An 18,003-nucleotide genomic window follows, 5' to 3' on the forward strand; every position below is an offset into this window, starting at 1 on the left:
AATGAAATGTCGCCATTGCTTGGAGCGAATGAAGCTGTTTATCGGGGCTCAATGTGAAGTGCGGGAATATGATTCGCTGGTCGATAGAAATGTTGAGGTACTATGACTGATTTGAATGCGATATTGCAGAAGCCGGTAACCGATGAGATGCATCCGGTGCAAACGGTAGTACATGAGGGCGGAACAGTGGGTGATGCGGTCGCAAAGCTGCGGGCAGTGAGTGCACAGCGGCCAATTACCTATTTATATGTGGTGAACAATTGGGAGGAAGAAAAACTAGTTGGGGTCCTGACAACACGGGGACTATTGCTAGCAGATTCGGATGATGAACGGATTTCGGATCTGATGTCGTCGGGAGTGATGAGCGTAAAGAACGATGCGACGTTAGCAGAAGCATTACGACTCTTTGATGCACACAAATTCTTAGCATTGCCAGTGGTCAATCAAAAGGGAAAGCTATTGGGCGCAGTCGATGTGGGCGTGTTTGTCGATGAGCAGCAAGAGCTTGAGGAGATGGAACGCCTGACGGAGAGCTTTCAGATCATCGGGATGCGTGTGCAGCAAGTTGAGCAGGCAAGCGTGCTGCGGGGTTACGGATTGCGAATGCCGTGGCTGTTTGTGAACATTGCGGGCGGACTCATCTGCGCATTTATCGCAACGGTATTTTCAGATGTACTGGACAAGGTGATTGTGCTTGCAGCATTTATCCCATTGGTACTCGCGCTCAATGAGAGTATTTCGATTCAATCATTAACGATCAGCCTACAACAGATTGGCGGGATGAAGGAAACGCTGGGTCGATTGGTACGTGAGTTTATGAAGGAATGGAAGACGGCGGGGATGCTGGCGGTGACGAGTGGTTTGGTGGTGGGGGGCGCGAGTATTTTTTGGCCGGGGGATGTGTGGCCGCCGCTAGTGATAGGCGGAAGTATTCTGCTGAGTATGGTGGCAAGCGCGTTATACGGATTGATGGTACCGAAGGTAGTTCATGGACTCAATCTTGATCCGAAGGTTGCCGCTGGGCCAGTGGTATTGATGATGGCGGATGTGACCACACTAATCGTATATCTTGGAATCGGAACTCTGATCTTGCTGTGATGCAACAGGATCTAATCAACGATTCGACAGGCTAAGGCCGACGGTGAGATTGATCGGAACCGTCAATGATTCGATATTTTCATAGAATTGAATCTGAACTGAAGCAATGTCGGCAGCATCAGTGAGAGCGATATCCATCTGAGTTTGATTGAGTTGGGTAAGGGTCGCGATATGTTGACCCGTGATATTCTTGCCCGCCACATCGAAAAAGATGATCTTGTGAATTTGCTCCGCAGTATGCTCGGGCATCGCAAGGCTGACGATGCGCTCCGCACGATCCCATGTGGCCGGTTGAATATCGGTGATGCTGATAGATTGTGAACCTTGGGAGGTGATAACACCTTTCTTCATCGGGATGTTGGGAAGAGTGACGCTACGAATGCCGTTTGCTGTATGAAGATGAATCGCAGCTGCAAGGTGGACGGAAACGGCACCGGCAGCTGGAAGCTTGGGAGCAGCAAATTCGAGCAAGAGGTGCTTACCGTCTTTGGAAATGCCAAACGGAGATTCGATAGATGGCTGCTCGGGCATAGCGGTCATGGCGTGCGGAACATCCTTGAGCGGTGCAATGAGGCTTTGGCCGGTTGAATCGGTAAACGCGATGACGTGTGAACGGTCAAGATCAATGTCGATCAGCATTTTGTCCGAGTGCTGAAGAGTGAGCAATGCGGTGACATTGAAGGATGGCGTCGTAATGGGAAGATCAAAGCCTTCTGCTTCGGGGAAAGCGGATTCTATGTGGAGACGAACAGGCTTGGCAGTAATCCCTGCCGCGCGAGTGGTTGTGGCAACGGGCGGTTGTGCTTGTGCGAATAGCGGCGAACTTGCCAGATATAAACAAACAAACATGATGACGGGAATGATCTTCTTCATGAGCAGCTCCAGTGGTTGCATGGTATGAGATGGAGGATGGTTGTGAAAGAGATAGCGGATAAAAGAAAAAACACCCAGCGGATGGCCGAGTGTTTGAACGTACGGAGTGATTGATGATGTTTACCTAAGCATTGATTAGCTCGGACGGGTCATCTTGTCTGGATCGAGCAACTCGGCGAGCTTGGCGGGTTCGACAAGGTTTTGCTCGGTAGCGAGCTGACGGATGGTCTTGCCTTCCTTGAATGCTTGCTTGGCGAGAGCGGCCGCGGGGTCGTAGCCGATCTCAGGTGCGAGCGAAGTACACATCATCAGCGACTGGTCGATGAGCTCGGTGCAACGCTCTTCGTTCACTTCAAGGCCCTTGAGTAGTTTGTCGACGAAAACGGTGGAGACGTTGGCGAGCAGTTCGATGGATTGCATGAATGCGTCGATCATAACGGGCATGGCAACATTGAGTTCGAAGACGGAGCCGACGCCGCCGAGTGCGGCAGCGTTGACAGTTGCATCATTGCCGATGACGCGGCAAGCGACCTGCATCATGGATTCGCAGATAACGGGGTTGACCTTGCCGGGCATGATGGAAGAGCCGGGCTGGATGGCTGGGAGCGAAAGTTCGAAGATGGAACAACGTGGACCGGAGCCAAGATGACGGATGTCATTTGCGATCTTGGTGAATGAGGTGGCAATGGTTTTGAGGTGGCCGTGTGCGGAGACGAATGAATCCTTGGCGGCTTGTGCTTCGCAGTGGTCTTTTGCTTCAGCGAATTCGACGCCGAGCTTGGTGGAGAGTGCGGCACAAACTTTGGCGGCGAACTCTGGATGGGTATTGATACCGGTGCCGACAGCGGTACCGCCGATTGGCATGTTGACGAGCATTTCTTTGAGTGCCCATGTGGCACGATCAATGCCGAGTTCGACTTGGCGAGCATAGCCTGCGAAGACCTGTCCCATGCGGATGGGTGTGGCGTCCATAAGGTGGGTGCGGCCAATCTTAACGATGGCATCCCATGCTTTGGCTTTGGCATCAAGTTCGGCATGGAGGTATTTAAGTGCGGGGATGAGTTTGTTATTCAGAGCGAGTGCGCCAGCGATGTGCATGCCTGTTGGGAAAGTGTCGTTTGAAGACTGGCCCATGTTGACATGATCGTTTGGATGAACAGCGCCTTCCTGACCTTTAGCTCCAACACCAAAACCGAGCTTGTCGTTGGCAATATTGGCGATAACTTCATTACCGTTCATGTTGGTGGAAGTGCCAGAACCTGTCTGGTAGATGTCGACGGGGAAGTGCTTGTCGTGCTTGCCTTCAGCGACCTCATTAGCAGATTCGATAATGATGTCAGCAAGCTTGGCGTCGAGTCGTCCGAGTTCTTTGTTGGCTTGTGCACATGCGGCTTTGAGGTGGCCGAAGGCATGGATGACGTCTGCAGGAACAGGCAAATTGGCAATGGGAAAGTTCTCGACAGCGCGTGCTGTGGAAGCACCGTAGAGGGCGTCAGCGGGGACAGTCATCTCACCCATGGAGTCTTTTTCAATTCGTGTGTCGGTCATAATGCTTACCTTGGTATTTGAAGATTCGGTGGGGATTGGATTGCTCCTGCGAAGAACACAGGAGTCATCGGTTTGTTGATAGAGATTGTAGACGGGTGGTGGTGGGATGCAACATGAGCGATGAGTTGTCTATCAAATGAACATAAAAAAACCCTCACGAGGCGTGAGAGTTTTGCGTTTTGTTTGCTGTTTTGAGCGTGTGACTTACGCGGCTTCCTGAATGTCGGAATCGTTCTGCTCATCGGTATCGCTCGACTGATCGGCTTCGGCGATGGTTTCATCGGCGGCATCGGTCAGGTCAACCGGCTGATCATCATGGAAGAAATCGGAGACGGTGGCGTTGTTATCAGAAACATCATCGCTAGAAGTGTTTGAGATACTCTCGGCCTCTGAAACGCGATCGGTCGTTTCTGAGGTGTGGGTTCCGGGAGTTTGGACCACAATCTGTTCAGCAGGTGTCTCGTGATCGATTACAGTCACGATGCGCTGGATGCGGGCAGCAAGTCCTTCACCAGCTAGATCAGCATCAATTTCAGCGATATGAGCAGAAGGCTCTGCGGTTTCACTGGTGCTATCGTCATCATCTGAAGCGAGTGAAAGCTGCGGCTGATCCATGTCGCTTGCTGATGGCGATTCAAGATCAAACTTGTGGTGCAGTTCGGTCATGTCCAACGCCAACTGCTGCGAGTGACCGGTGACTTGGGCACGCAACGGCGCGACACTTGCATCGATTTCAGATTGCAGCGCGTCGAGTTGGGTGCGAAGCATTTCTTCGGCAGCCTGCACGGCAGCAGTGATACGTGGCTCGATAGATGAGATCCGTTTGCCGAGTTGACGTTCGACCATGTCCATCATCGACTGAGCGCCAGATTGCATCTGTGTCATGCGGTCACGCACGATAGATTCGGTTTCATCAAGCTGCTGATTAGCCTGTGGCTTGATGGATTGCATCTTACGGGTGACTTGCTTCTCAAGCAGCTGCGTCATCGCACGGACTGATTCTTGCTGCTCGGTTAATTTATTACGAAGACGTGTCTCGGCAGCTGATGCGTTTTCATCGGTCAGCTTGTGAAAACTGGCGATTTGAGTTGCAAGCTGTTCAGTGATCGGCGAAATGATCTTCTCAGCCCGGTCATTAAACTGCTTCACAACGGCATCAACACGCTGCGATAGTGTGTATTCAGCACGAGCAAGCATTTGATCAAGATGATGCTGATAGGGCTGTTCAAATTCGTCAGCCTGCTGAATATAGCTGTCAATATGCGACTGCAACTTGGTCTTAAGCTTCTCGTCAACACCATTGATCTTACTGTTGGCTTCGCTGAAGCGATTATCAAAAGTTTGATTGAAACGAGTGATCACGGATGTAGCACGCTGATTTGCGTTCTGCATCGTGGTGTCGATGTCGTTTTCAAGATTGGCAGATACTTCAGCGGCGTGCTCATCAGCGCGAACCTTCATCTGGTCAAGCTTCTGATCAACATCAGCAAAGTAGTTCCGCTGAGCACTCTTGAAGTGGGCTTCAAGCTGCTTCTTGCTGTCTGCGATGCGGCTTTCGATATTGCGGGCCAGATCGTCCAGCTTGCCAGCAGTGTTACTGTCCACACGCTCAGCGATCAGCTTCTCGTTCTTCACGATGTGATCTTTGAGCATGCTGTGTTTTTCATCTGCGAGCTGCGTCAGTTGCTCGTGCATACTGGTAAGCTGCGAACCGAAGGTTTCGGCATGCTGCTTGATCTGCTCTTCCAAGTGCGCTGACTTGGAGGTGAAAGCCTGGTTGTGCTGATTGAATTTCTGGTTGAAGCACTGATTGATTTCTTCGGTAAAGTTGTCCACGATCTGCTTGGCGTGCCCGTCAACATGATCATAGGCGGCTTGCAATTTTTCATAGACAGGACGCATCGTTTCGTCAGCATCAAGCTTGGACGCGTCGAAGATTTTTTCGAGTTCAGCTTTCACGCCATCAAACATCGGGTCGAGGCGTGAGGCATAGCTCTGGAATTGTTCGTCGAGTTTCTTGGCAAGCGGTGCGGACAGCTTTTCAGCTTCCTCACGTGCTTTAGTTAATGCTTGGTCGAGATGTGTATCCACCGCAGTGGCAGCTTCCTGAATCTCGGCAGACAAACTGGTGATATTGTCAGTGAGCGTTTGCTCCGTCTCTTTGAGTTGTGACAATCGCGTATCGATGCGTTGATTGAGCTTGTCGAGTTTGGACTTTGCGGAACCGAGCGCGGAATCCGCCGCCGCATGCAGATGCTTGTTAATGCGCGACACGTCTTTATCAATGTTCTGCGCGGCTTCAAACTGTTGTTGAATACGCTCAGCCATTTTGCCAATCGAACGTTCGAGGCGAGAAAGCTGTGCGATGCGTTTATCTTCACGTGACTCAGATTGGGCGAGCGTAGCGAAACGCTTGTCGATGGCTGTATCAAGTTGGTTGATACGAACCGCAAGCTTGGCCACACCATCAGCGGCAGGGTTCGCGCCGGTCATTGCAGCACGCGACTCGCAGTCTTTCACGGTACGGATCAGACGAAAGCGCTCTTCGCGGGCTCTTTCGAGGGTTGCGTTGAGTTCAGCGATCATGCCCTGTGTTTGAGCAGGATCGAGTTGATGTTGTGGGTTTGAGCGGCCTTTTGGGTATGTACTTGACACGCTTTCTCTCCGACTAGCTTGGGTCGTTGTGAATCGAATAACACGCTTCACATGGGGTATCGTCTGTATCGATCAGGGGGATAAGTGCGTTTGGAGGATTTTTGTTATCGGGGAGGATTATGCGGACGTTGCGGGGAAATAGCTGGAATGTGGAAATCCGAGATCGAGATTATTGCCCTGCCCTTTGTTTGGAGCGTTTTGTCAGCCCCGGTAACAGACTGTTTGATAAACTGTGCCATGAACGCCGGTTTTTCTTTTCTTTTGATGCGAGACACCCGTATGAACCTGATTGAGCTCAGCGCTATTTTGATCACGCTTGTGGCGATCTTTGGATACCTCAATGCCAAGATACTGAAGCTGCCAGCAACCATTGGGTTAATGGTCTTGGCAATGATCTTTTCGGTGGGTTTGCTGGTGACCGGACGGTTCGTACCAACGGTCAGCGACTCGGTCGGCACCGTACTGAACGAGATTGATTTCAACGAAGCGTTGATGCACGGGATGCTGGGATTTTTGCTATTTGCCGGGGCGCTACATGTGAACTTGAACGATCTGCGAGAACAAAAGTGGATCATTGCAGTACTGGCCACGGTCGGAGTCTTGATGACAACAGGGATCGTGGGGGGACTCATGTGGTGGATCACGGGTATGCTGGGGCTGGAGGTGAAGTTTATTTATTGCTTGCTGTTTGGGTCACTCATTGCGCCGACGGATCCGATTGCAGTACTAGCGATTTTGAAGACGCTCGGCGTGCCAAAAAGCTTAGAGACAAAGATTACAGGGGAATCACTGTTCAATGACGGCGTGGGGGTGGTGGTATTTATCGCCATCCTTGGTGTTGCGGGACTGAGTGCACATGGGGCGAAACACGAAGCACCCCTTGCTCAGCCAAGTAATCATGAAACTCAGGTTGTTAATGATCATGAACAAGGAGCATCAGTCTCAGATCATAATAATGAAGACACACTTCCGGAGGTCGATCTTCCCGGTGTAGGAATGTTGTTTTTGAAGGAAGCTGGCGGCGGCGCGGTATTTGGTTTGGTGCTTGGCTGCGTGGGATATTTGATGATGCGGAGTTTGGATGAGTACAAAACAGAGATCATGATTACGTTAGCCATGGTGACAGGCGGGTATGTGTTATGTATGAAGCTGCATATCAGTGGGCCGATCGCGATGGTGGTGGCGGGCTTGTTTATCGGGAATCAGGGACGTGCATTGGCGATGAGCGAAACAACCCGAGCGAATCTCGACCTGTTCTGGGAGCTGGTGGATGAGATTCTGAATGCGGTGCTGTTCGTGTTAATCGGGATTGAGATTTTGGTCGTCGCGTTCACGGACACCTATGTGTGGGCAGGATTGATCGCGATCCCGGTGGTGCTGCTGGCAAGATTTGTAAGTGTCGGCGGCGCGGTGCAGGTGATCAAGGTAATGCGGAAGAAAGTGTTTACGAATCATGCGGTGAAGGTGATGACATGGGGTGGCCTGCGGGGCGGCATCTCGGTCGCACTGGCGTTATCGCTAAACCAGATGCTCAAAGCAACAGGCGATACGGGGGCGATTCAGAACGGGGAACTGATCGTAACCATGACGTATGTGGTGGTGGTGTTTTCGATTGTGGTGCAGGGATTGTCGGTCGGGCCGCTGCTTGGAAGGTTAGGATTGAGCGGGCAAAAAAGATTGCAAGACGAACATTAAACAAATCAGATCACGAGCATATCTCGGCTGGATTGATCCTTAAATAGCGGTCTAAATCAGCGGGCAAAGGGGCGACAGAGTTTGTCCATTAAGCTAGAATGCTGTCCGTTATGCAGGAGATAAATTTGCGGCCGGGCGTAAATCGGGGTACAAACTGCACTTAAAATCTAATAATCACGAGGCATCCATCGGCACGTCTAAGGAGAGATGCGGCCATGGTCTCGACAAGACAACTCACAATTAGGTGTTTAAAGACATGCCAAAAGAACTGGAAAGCGGACATTACCTGTTTACAAGTGAATCGGTTTCGATGGGCCACCCGGACAAAGTTTCGGATGCAGTGTCGGATGCGGTATTGGACAGCCTGCTCGCCGTCGATCCCGATGCACGTGTTGCATGCGAAACGCTCTGCACCACCGGCTTGGTCGTGATTGCAGGTGAAGTCACCGTACATAATGACGAAGCGATCAAAGCACTGCACAACATCGAAGAAACAGCGCGTGCAACCGTCAAACGTATCGGCTACACCGACCCAGCCATGAAGTTCGACTCTGAAAGCTGTGCGGTCATCCGCACGATCCACGGTCAATCGGCTGACATCAGCATGGGCGTGACTTCGGGTGAAGGCCTGCATAAGGAACAGGGCGCCGGCGATCAAGGTTTGATGTTTGGTTTTGCCTGCAAAGAAACCAAAGACCTGATGCCTGTGCCGATTGATATCTCACACAAGCTGATGGAAAAGCATGTCAAAGTCCGTGAAAAGAACATCATCAAGGGCTTGCGTCCTGATGCGAAGAGTCAGGTAACCGTTGAGTATGACCGCTACAACAAGCCGGTCCGGATTGATACCGTTGTGATCTCGACGCAGCACACCGCTGATTGGAACGGCGTGGCAAAGCAGAAGAAACTTCACAAGGAAGTTTTGAAGCACATCATCGAACCATGCATGCCAAAGAAGCTTTATGATCCGAAGAACGTGACGATTCACGTGAACCCCACGGGTCAATTTGAAATCGGCGGGCCGCACGGCGACGCCGGTTTGACTGGTCGCAAGATCATCGTCGACACCTACGGCGGTCGTGGCCGTCACGGCGGCGGCGCGTTCAGCGGCAAAGACCCGTCCAAGGTCGACCGCTCTGCAGCCTACATGGCACGCCACATCGCCAAGAACCTCGTTGCGGCAGACATCTGCGATGTTTGTGAAGTGCAGCTTTCCTATGCGATCGGCGTGCCTGAGCCAACCAGCGTGACCGTAGATACCTACGGCTCCAACAAGCTCAGCGAAGACCAGATCAGCCAGATCGTACAGGATGTGTTCCCGCTAACCCCAAGCGGCATTATCAAGCATCTGGGTCTGAAGAAACCGATCTACAGCGTCACCAGCTCACACGGGCACTTCGGTCGTAAGCCCGGTAAAAACGGCGAGTTCAGCTGGGAGAAGACCGATATGGTCGAGAAACTGAAAAAGGCTGCCAAGAAATACGCCTGATTCGGTAACTGAAAAGACATAATCACGTGAGGCTTGGGGCGCGTCCCGATCCGGTCGATACAATAGTGATGTATCATGCTGGAGCAGGATGAGCTTTAAGCCTCATGTTTTTATATCCGCTTCAGACAATTGAGGCATCCGCCTCATGATTTGATTCCGGGTGAGTAGACGAAGCCGAAGAGAGACAGGGCACATGCAGATTAAGCGAGGAATACCAGTGTCGCCGGGCGTGGCGATTTTCACAGCGTTCGTGATGGACGCTGAGGATCAGCCTGTTCCACGCCGACCTGTCGCCATGGCGAAAACCGGTGAGGAAGTGGATCGCCTTGAGAAAGCTGTCGCCGCGTCGATCGTCGAGATCGAAGGCCTCACCGAACAAACCGCCAGTTCGCTGGGCGAAGACCTATCTAAAATTTTTAGCTTCCACATTGGAATGCTTAACGACCCACAACTCATTGGCCAGATCAAAACCATGGTGCGCACGCAGCGTGTCTCGGCGGAATATTCGGTCTACACGGTTTTGCGGAAGTTGGCGAGCACGTTTGCCGCTCATGACAGCCAACTTGTACGCAAGACGGTGACGGATGTGAAGGATCTGGAACGCCGGATTCTGAAGCATTTGATCGGAAGTAGCCGGGAGGATCTGAAAAACCTGAAAGGGTCGGCGATTGTGGTGGCGCACGATCTCACGCCCAGCCAAACCGCAATGCTGGACAAGCGAAAGATCAAGGCGCTAGTAACAGATGCAGGCGGACGGACCAGTCACACGGCCATTCTTGCGCATGCGCTAGGCATTCCGTCAATTGTGGGCTTGGAAGATGTAACTAGCGAAGTCTCCACTGGCGACACGATTGTGGTGGACGGCAACCGCGGGATTGTGGTGATTGACCCTGATGCAGCAAAGCTGATGGAATACCGTCAGGAAGCGCGTCAGATGGCGAAGCATGCCACGATGCTGCGTGAGCTGAAGGATAAACCAGCAGTCACCAAGGATGGGACCGAAATTACGCTATATGGGAATATTGAGTTTCCAGACGAGATTCACCTGGCTCTCAGTAACGATGCGGCTGGGATTGGGCTTTATCGGACCGAGTTTTTGTATCTGGCCTCGGATGTAATCCCATCTGAGGAGAGTCAGTATGAGTCATACGTGACAGCGATCCAAAATTTGGAGGGACGGCCACTGACAATCCGTACTTTGGATCTGGGTGCGGACAAGGTGGTGGAGGATTTGACGCCAATGAGCCTGTGGCAGGAGCGGAACCCGTTTTTGGGATGTCGCTCTATCCGATTGTGTTTACAGAACTTACCGCTTTTCAAGACACAGATTCGGGCGATTTTGCGAGCCAGCGTGGAGGGGCCGGTGAAGATCATGTTCCCGCTGATCAGCAACATTATGGAGCTACGTCAGGCGAAAATGATCCTCTCAGATGTGAAAGAAGATCTGGAAGATCAAGGCATCCCCTATCGTGATGACATCCCGGTGGGTATGATGATCGAGGTTCCCAGTGCGGCCTTGCAGGCATTGACATTTGCCCATGAGGTTGATTTTTTCAGTATTGGGACCAATGACTTGATCCAATACACGGTTGCTGTCGACAGAAGTAATGAACGGATCGCCAATTTGTACTCGGCGGCTCACCCGGCAGTAATTACTTTGATTAAGGAAGTGATACGGGCCTCGCAACGAGCAAAGATAGATGTGAGTCTTTGCGGCGAAATGGCGAGTGATCCCGAGTTTACGATGCTGTTGCTGGGGCTTGGATTGAGAACCTTCTCGATCACGCCGCCGGCGATACCGGAGATCAAACAGATCATTCGTTCGGTAAGTATCGAACAGTGTCGCAGAGTGGCCCGCAAAGTGAGTGGGTTTGACTCGAACCGTGAGGTCTTAAACTACCTCAAGGGTGAAGCAGGAAAAATAATGCCTGAAGTCGTCGGTGGACGTTCCATCGGCTACTAACTTTGGGCCTAGAGACTTTGGCAGCCACGCTCGCCCCCATCTCCAGTCATTGAAAGTAATCTTTCGACGGCTACGGGAAACAAGCTCGATCAAATCCGAGCAATGGGATTCAGGCTAGAGCGAGAGCGCCACCATCAAGAAGGAAGTCATGCGTTTGAAGGATGAAACGCAGGCATGCCAGTGGCAAAGAACGGCATGGTTCAGGATGAACCGGCGTGATATTGCTCCCGATGTATGTTGCAGCTAGTCCGACAGGCGCAGGCTTGGAAGCACTGTGTCAAAATCAGAAATGTTGATCAATTACGTCCCAGGCGAGGAATGCAGAATTGCAATCGTCAAGGACAAACGGCTGGATGAATTCTATCAGGAACGCGCCAGCGCGGAATCGCACGTCGGTAACATCTACAAGGGACGTGTAACGAATGTGGAGCCTTCGATTCAGGCTGCGTTTATCGACTTCGGCCTGGAACGCAACGGGTTCCTGCATATCTCCGATCTGCACCCCAAATATTTCCCCGGCAAAGACCGCGAAGAATTCGAGCAAGTTGGTTCGAAAACACCTCGCCGTGAGCGCCCGCCGATTCAAAAATGCTTGAAGCGCGGACAAGAGGTTTTAGTGCAAGTGCTCAAGGAAGGAATCGGTACTAAAGGCCCTACCCTGACGAGTTATTTGTCGATCCCGGGCCGGTTCATTGTGATGATGCCGGACATGCAGCGAATGGGCGTGTCTCGGAAGGTAGGCGACGATGATTCTCGCCGTGAGATGCGGAAAATTTTGGCAGAATTGAAGCCACCGGAAGGCTTTGGCTTTATCATCCGCACAGCAGGCATCGGGCAAACCAAAACAGATATCAAACGCGACCTTGCGTACTTGGCACGTTTATGGAAGTCGATTGAAACCCGCAAAAAAGCAACCAAAACGGTTGGCGAGTTGTATGCAGAATCTGATCTTGTGATCCGAACTATCCGCGATGTATTTTCACCTGACATCGAACGAATTGTGATTGATGATCTGACCGCTGCAAAACGGGCGAGAGATTTCTTAGCAGTGGCGAACCCGCGGACTAAAACAAAAGTAATTTATTATCACGACCCGGTGCCGTTGTTTAATCGCTTTGCGATCGAACAACAGATTGAGCAGATCAATGCACGTGAAGTGCCGCTACCATCAGGCGGCGCACTGGTGTTTGATCAAACCGAAGCTTTAGTCGCAATTGATGTGAACTCTGGCACATCGCGTGAAGCGAAAGATGCAGAGAGTAATGCATTCAACACGAACAAAGAAGCGGTCGCTGAGATCTGCCGGCAGTTGAAATTGCGTGACCTTGGCGGATTGGTGGTCAATGACTTGATTGATATGCGGGAGATGAAGCATCGCCGCAAGATTGAATCGCTATTCAGACAGTATTTGAAAGATGACCGGGCACGGTCACGGATCAATCCGATCAGCCAGTTTGGGATGCTGGAGATGACGCGGCAACGGATGCGTCCGTCACTGAAGAAATCGATTTACAACGAGTGTGCACACTGCGCGGGGCTTGGCCACGTCAAAAGCCCCGAAACAGTAGTACTAGAAGTCATGCGGCAACTCGCACTGGTCATGCACCATGAAAAAGTAGCCCATATCGAATTGACCATCAGCCCAGATGTTGCATTCCAATTGCTGAACCGTAAACGTGCGCAACTCGTGACGCTAGAACGAAAATATGGCAAGCCGGTGATGGTGCGCGTGGGCGGCAGCCAGATCGATACGCTGGAAATCAAGGCAATTGATGAACGCAAAGTCGCGTTGAATGTTGAGATGCTTTGCAAACCAGCACACGTAGCGAAGCCGACCGAGAAATCCTATATCGATCTTGCGATCGATGAAATTCCGGAAACGGAAGAGGATCAAGTCGTCTTTGAGACAGATGATGAGCTTGAATCTGAACTAACACAGCTTGTGGCAGAACAACAGGAACGTGAAACCCAAGAAGCGAAGGAAGACAAAGACGACTCTGACGAAGAAGGTGGCAAGAAGCGAAGAAGGCGGCGGCGTGGCAGTCGTGGCAGGCGCGGCCGCGGCAGCAAAGACGGCGAATCCTCGGAAGAGTCGAAAGACCAATCCTCCAACAAGGATAAGAAGAAAGATTCATCTGAGAAAAATCAATCTTCGCGTTCAGAAGATCCGCGTAATGATAACAAGCGTGGCGACGCCAAAGGTCGTGACGACAAGCGTCGACGGGATGATCGCAAACGACGAAGCGGCCGTGATGAATCGCGGCATGATCGTGAAGAAGAAAACAAAGACGGCAAACCTCGCCGCAAAACGGTCGAGGAAATCCGTCAACAATCTCGCGAACGCAAAGCAGCCGAAGCAGCGAAAGCAGAAGCTGAAAAAAATGGAACACATGGCGAACAACCCGCCGACGAAAACAAGAAATCAGTGAGTGCTGGGCGGCGTCGACGCTCAAGTTCAAAACGCGGCGGCGATCGTTCTCGGAAGGATGAATCACAAAAAGGTCGTGGGACACAAGAAGCCGATTCTAAAGCATCCACCGAATCGTCTAATAACAAAGCAAGCACGCCTGCTGAAACAGAAACTAGTAATGGTGAAGTAAAAACGGTGAAAAAAAAGCCGATCCGCCGAAAGCGTCGTGTGAGCAAAACAATCACCGCATCTGATCCGCACCTGCATATTTCATCATCTAAAAAATCATTTAGTAGCCACGCCAACGAATCCGCAGCGCCAAAGCAGGTTACCGACACAACATCAGAAGCTGAAAAACCTGTCAAAACACAGAAGAAGGTGGCGACTCGGAAAAAAGCTGTAACCAAAAAGGTAAGCAAAAAGAAGACTACACAAACCCGGACGAAAAAGAGTACCAAAAAGAAAGCTGCTGCAACCGCGTCCGCTGGCTCGGGTTACTCAAATCGTCTGCTAAAGAAGAATAGTGCTGAATAAAGTTGGAGGTCGGCGACGACCGGCCATGGTTTAAGGGATACGTGATTGACTGAATTGCAGAACAACAAGCCTCGGAAACTAATCATTCTCGGATCGACCGGTTCGATTGGCGAAAACACGTTGAATGTCGTACGCCACTTGAAAGATACTGTTGGCGTCTCGATTGACGTGGTTGGCCTTGCAGCTGGGCGCGGCGGTGATCGTTTGATCGAACAAGCCAAAGCATTTGACGTGAAACATATCGCGATCGGCGACGTATCACAGACAGGCAAAATCAAGAACGCCCTGCCCGGCGTCACGGTTTTCTCCGGTGATGGATCAACCCAACAACTTGTCGAAGCCGTGGAAGCAACCGACCTTGCTGCCGCAGTTGTCGGATCAGCGGGCTTGCCTGCCACAGTTGCAGCAATCCAGCGCGGCATGCGTGTGAGCTTAGCCAATAAAGAAACTTTGGTCGCAGCAGGCGAGCTTGTCACGCCATTGGTACGGAAGTACGGCGCACAGCTTTTGCCGGTGGACTCAGAGCACAGCGCCATTTTCCAATGTTTGCATGATCATCCGAACCGAATGGTGAAGCGGATCGTCTTAACTGCATCTGGCGGCCCATTCCGGCAGAAAGACAAACAAACGATCGACAACGCCACCGTTGAAGAAGCATTGGATCACCCAACATGGAACATGGGACCGAAGATCACAATTGATTCAGCTTCAATGATGAACAAGGCACTTGAGATCATTGAGGCGCATTGGTTGTTTGATCTGCCCGGCGAGCAGATTGATGTGATCGTGCATCCACAATCGATCGTGCACAGTTTTGTGGAGTTTGTGGATCATTCGGTACTAGCGCAGCTTGGCCCACCAGACATGAAAACACCGATCCAACATGCGCTCACACATCCGGAGCGTGTAGGTGGCGTAAGCGACGCGATGGACTGGCAAGACTTGTCAGGCTTAACGTTTGAACAGCCGGATCATGAACGATTTGGCTCGCTGAAACTGGCATATGACGTGATCGAAGCTGGCGGCACAGCAGGCGCGATTTTTAATGCCGCCAACGAAGCCGCAGTTGGCGCGTTTCTGGACCGAAAGATCCGATTTGGCCAAATCACGGAATTGGTGACCGAAGCGCTAAGCGCTACGGAGATCAAGCCCGCAGATAGCCTGGAAACAGTGATGCAGGCAGATGTGGATGCCCGTGCGTTTGTGGACAAACTGATCTCGAAGCTGGACGATCAGAAACTGACCGGAACGGCATGAAGATCATGCGATATCGACCGAATAACCGACAATCATCCCGGTGGGATGTGAGAAATAGTGTTAGAGAAGCGTGAGATCCCGCGGCAAGCGGACCACGTGAAACAAATAAAGTATGCTCAGCAAACTGGGCAGCCCACCCCAACAGGTGGCGATGAGAAACGCAGGTTTAGGCTATGAGAATAAGCCACAACTTGCAGCAACGATTTGGAGTAGATAAGCACCATGTTTGGCGAAGGCTTCATTGCATTTATAGAACTGGTCATCGGATTTGGTTTTCTGATATTTGTCCACGAGCTTGGTCACTTTATGGTGGCGAAGTGGGTCGGCATCAAGTGCCCGCAGTTTGCGATTGGTTTCGGCACCGCGATGTTGTCGTGGCGGAAAGGCATCGGCCTCCGCACCGGCTCGACCGAGAAAGAATACGAAAAGCGCGTCATGGCAAAGCTCAATGAATCGGGCGTGCTCAAAAACGAAACCGACGAACCCACCCGCGAACAGATTGATGAAGCTGCGGAATCGATCGGCCTCGGTGAAACCGAGTACCGATTAAATTATCTGCCGCTGGGCGGGTATGTGAAGATGCTCGGACAAGAAGATCTTGATCCAAACGCGCAGAGTAAAGACCCACGGTCATACAACAACAAGCCGATCTGGGCGCGGGCGTGTGTGATCTCTGCGGGCGTAGTGATGAACATGATCTTTGGCTTTATCTTTTTCATCATCGCATTCCAGATGGGTGTACAGTTCCCACCGCCAGTTGTAGGCGGAACGATTCCGGGCATGCCTGCAGCCACGACCTATGCGCAAGGCCATGAAGGCGATGCCGCTTACAAAGGCTTGCAGATCGGCGACCGTATTGTAGATATTGATGGCAAGCCGACAGAAGACATGACCGACCTGCGGATTGCTGCAGCACTGGGCAAAGCGGGCGTGCCTCTAACGCTCACAGTAGATCGCCCTGACGTAAAAGATCAACTAACGTTCAAGATCACACCGGAGCCAAATCAACGTGCAGAGGGTTTACTGGGCGTAGGTGTGTTCCCGCCGTTTGATACAAAGCTCGGGACAATCTTCAAGGATTCCCAAGCATACAATGATGGCTTGCGTCCTAACATGACGCTGATAGACATCAATGGCAAGCCGATTGAGAATTATGCCCAAGCTCATCGCATGATCAATGATCTCAAAGGCGCGAACGCAACATTCACATTCAAAGGCAAAGACGAGAAAACGCTCAGCTTGCCGCTACAGGGCCTTCCAATCATGGTGGCGTCTGAAGATCAGCCATCTAACTTGATTGGTTTAGTACCGGCCATCGAAGTCACCGGCTTCACGGAAAACAGCATCCTCAAAGAAGCAAAGGCCCAAGAAGGCGACATCTTCGTCCAACTCGGCGGTGTGTCATGGCCCAGTCATAGACAAGTTTTAGAGACAGTACAAAAATCTGGCGACAAACCGCTCAAAGTTTCTGTATTGCGCGATGGCGAAGTGGTCTCGCTCGGTGAAGTTACGCCGAAAGACGGGAAGCTCGGTTTCAGCCTATCTCCAGCGATTGATTCGCAGATCGTGGCACAAACAATCGAGGGATCACCTGCTGCGGCATTAAAACTCACGCCGGGCTCGAAGATTGTCAAGATCAATGACCAACCGATCGCGAACTGGAGCCAGATGCAAGCTTTGCTCGGCGGGCTCAAAACAAACGATGACCAACCCGCCCATGTGAGCATCACCTATCAGCTTGCGGTAGCAAACAATCCTGAGGAAACAAGCACGGTCTCAGTGCCGAGTGAAACGATCACAAAGATTGCCGCAGCTGGCTGGGTTTTGCCGGATGGATTGAATTTCCAAACATTGTTCGTACCTGTAGTGGCAAAGAATCCTATCGTGGCAGGTAAGCTGGGGTTGGAGAAGACGTATCAGTTTGTCCAGCAGACGTACATCACGCTGCTTCGATTGTTCCAAGGGTCTGTGCAGGTTTCAAATCTGCGTGGGCCGGTAGGCATTGTGGATGTCGGCACACAAGCTGCACAAAAGGGCTTCTCGTGGCTGCTGTTCTTCCTTGGCTTGATCAGTGTGAACTTGGCGGTGATTAACTTCCTGCCGCTGCCGATTGTCGACGGCGGACACATCGTGTTTCTGATCATTGAGAAGATCAAGGGTTCACCAGCTTCGCCAGCGGTGCAGATCGGCGCAATGTGGGTGGGCCTCGCGCTCATCGGCACGATCTTCGTCGTGGTCACCTACCATGACATCTACCGTCTATTTAGCGGCAGCTAAATCATCTAGAGATATGATCTTGTGTCGCTAGATTAGGGACACCAATCATGCACCTGGTTCGCAGATTTCGGCCATCAAACCTATACTGGTCGGCCAACGACCCCACGAACTAGACCCGTTTTCAGAAACGGTGAATCGATGGGGATCATTGGGGGATGCTTACGGGGGCGACGTGACTTCTTGAACCATCATCAGGATTGAGGA

Annotated in this window: 10 protein-coding genes; 7 read left to right on the forward strand and 3 right to left on the reverse strand. The window is 51.6% G+C overall.

The window, feature by feature from the left end:
• Positions 1-102 precede the first annotated feature (102 nt).
• Positions 103-1,098: a CBS domain-containing protein gene (locus ACQ6WK_RS09390; protein ID WP_432797126.1), complete on the forward strand. Its 996-nt coding sequence runs from the start codon at positions 103-105 to the stop codon at positions 1,096-1,098.
• 15 nt (positions 1,099-1,113) lie between these two features.
• Here the strand turns inward: ACQ6WK_RS09390 and ACQ6WK_RS09395 are convergent, their stop codons facing one another.
• The 3 genes from ACQ6WK_RS09395 to ACQ6WK_RS09405 all read right to left on the reverse strand — a co-directional run bounded on the left by ACQ6WK_RS09395 (position 1,114) and on the right by ACQ6WK_RS09405 (position 6,174).
• Positions 1,114-1,971 carry a hypothetical protein gene (locus tag ACQ6WK_RS09395; RefSeq protein ID WP_432797127.1) on the reverse strand — a complete coding sequence of 286 codons (858 nt, stop codon included), beginning with the start codon at positions 1,969-1,971 and terminating at the stop codon, positions 1,114-1,116.
• Between the two features lie 135 nt (positions 1,972-2,106).
• A complete protein-coding gene (locus ACQ6WK_RS09400; RefSeq protein ID WP_432797128.1) occupies positions 2,107-3,519 on the reverse strand; it encodes a class II fumarate hydratase in 1,413 nt (470 codons plus the stop codon).
• Positions 3,520-3,723: 204 nt separating this feature from the next.
• Complete coding sequence (locus tag ACQ6WK_RS09405) at positions 3,724-6,174, reverse strand: hypothetical protein (protein ID WP_432797129.1); 2,451 nt, start codon at positions 6,172-6,174, stop codon at positions 3,724-3,726.
• 279 nt (positions 6,175-6,453) lie between these two features.
• Here ACQ6WK_RS09405 and ACQ6WK_RS09410 point away from each other — a divergent pair, with 279 nt between their 5' ends.
• The 6 genes from ACQ6WK_RS09410 to ACQ6WK_RS09435 all read left to right on the forward strand — a co-directional run bounded on the left by ACQ6WK_RS09410 (position 6,454) and on the right by ACQ6WK_RS09435 (position 17,799).
• Positions 6,454-7,869, forward strand: a complete 1,416-nt coding sequence (locus ACQ6WK_RS09410; RefSeq protein WP_432797130.1) for a cation:proton antiporter — start codon at positions 6,454-6,456, stop codon at positions 7,867-7,869.
• A gap of 256 nt (positions 7,870-8,125) precedes the next feature.
• Positions 8,126-9,358: a methionine adenosyltransferase gene (gene metK, locus ACQ6WK_RS09415; RefSeq protein WP_432797131.1), complete on the forward strand. Its 1,233-nt coding sequence runs from the start codon at positions 8,126-8,128 to the stop codon at positions 9,356-9,358.
• A gap of 193 nt (positions 9,359-9,551) precedes the next feature.
• Positions 9,552-11,321, forward strand: a complete 1,770-nt coding sequence (ptsP, locus tag ACQ6WK_RS09420) for a phosphoenolpyruvate--protein phosphotransferase (protein WP_432797132.1) — start codon at positions 9,552-9,554, stop codon at positions 11,319-11,321.
• 274 nt (positions 11,322-11,595) lie between these two features.
• A complete protein-coding gene (locus ACQ6WK_RS09425; protein ID WP_432797133.1) occupies positions 11,596-14,265 on the forward strand; it encodes an Rne/Rng family ribonuclease in 2,670 nt (889 codons plus the stop codon).
• 45 nt (positions 14,266-14,310) lie between these two features.
• Positions 14,311-15,522 carry a 1-deoxy-D-xylulose-5-phosphate reductoisomerase gene (gene dxr, locus ACQ6WK_RS09430; protein ID WP_432797134.1) on the forward strand — a complete coding sequence of 404 codons (1,212 nt, stop codon included), beginning with the start codon at positions 14,311-14,313 and terminating at the stop codon, positions 15,520-15,522.
• A 222-nt stretch (positions 15,523-15,744) separates the two neighbouring features.
• Positions 15,745-17,799: a site-2 protease family protein gene (locus ACQ6WK_RS09435; RefSeq protein ID WP_432797135.1), complete on the forward strand. Its 2,055-nt coding sequence runs from the start codon at positions 15,745-15,747 to the stop codon at positions 17,797-17,799.
• Positions 17,800-18,003: the final 204 nt, after the last annotated feature.

The organism is Poriferisphaera sp. WC338, assembly GCF_050931845.1.
GTDB lineage: Bacteria > Planctomycetota > Phycisphaerae > Phycisphaerales > Phycisphaeraceae > Poriferisphaera.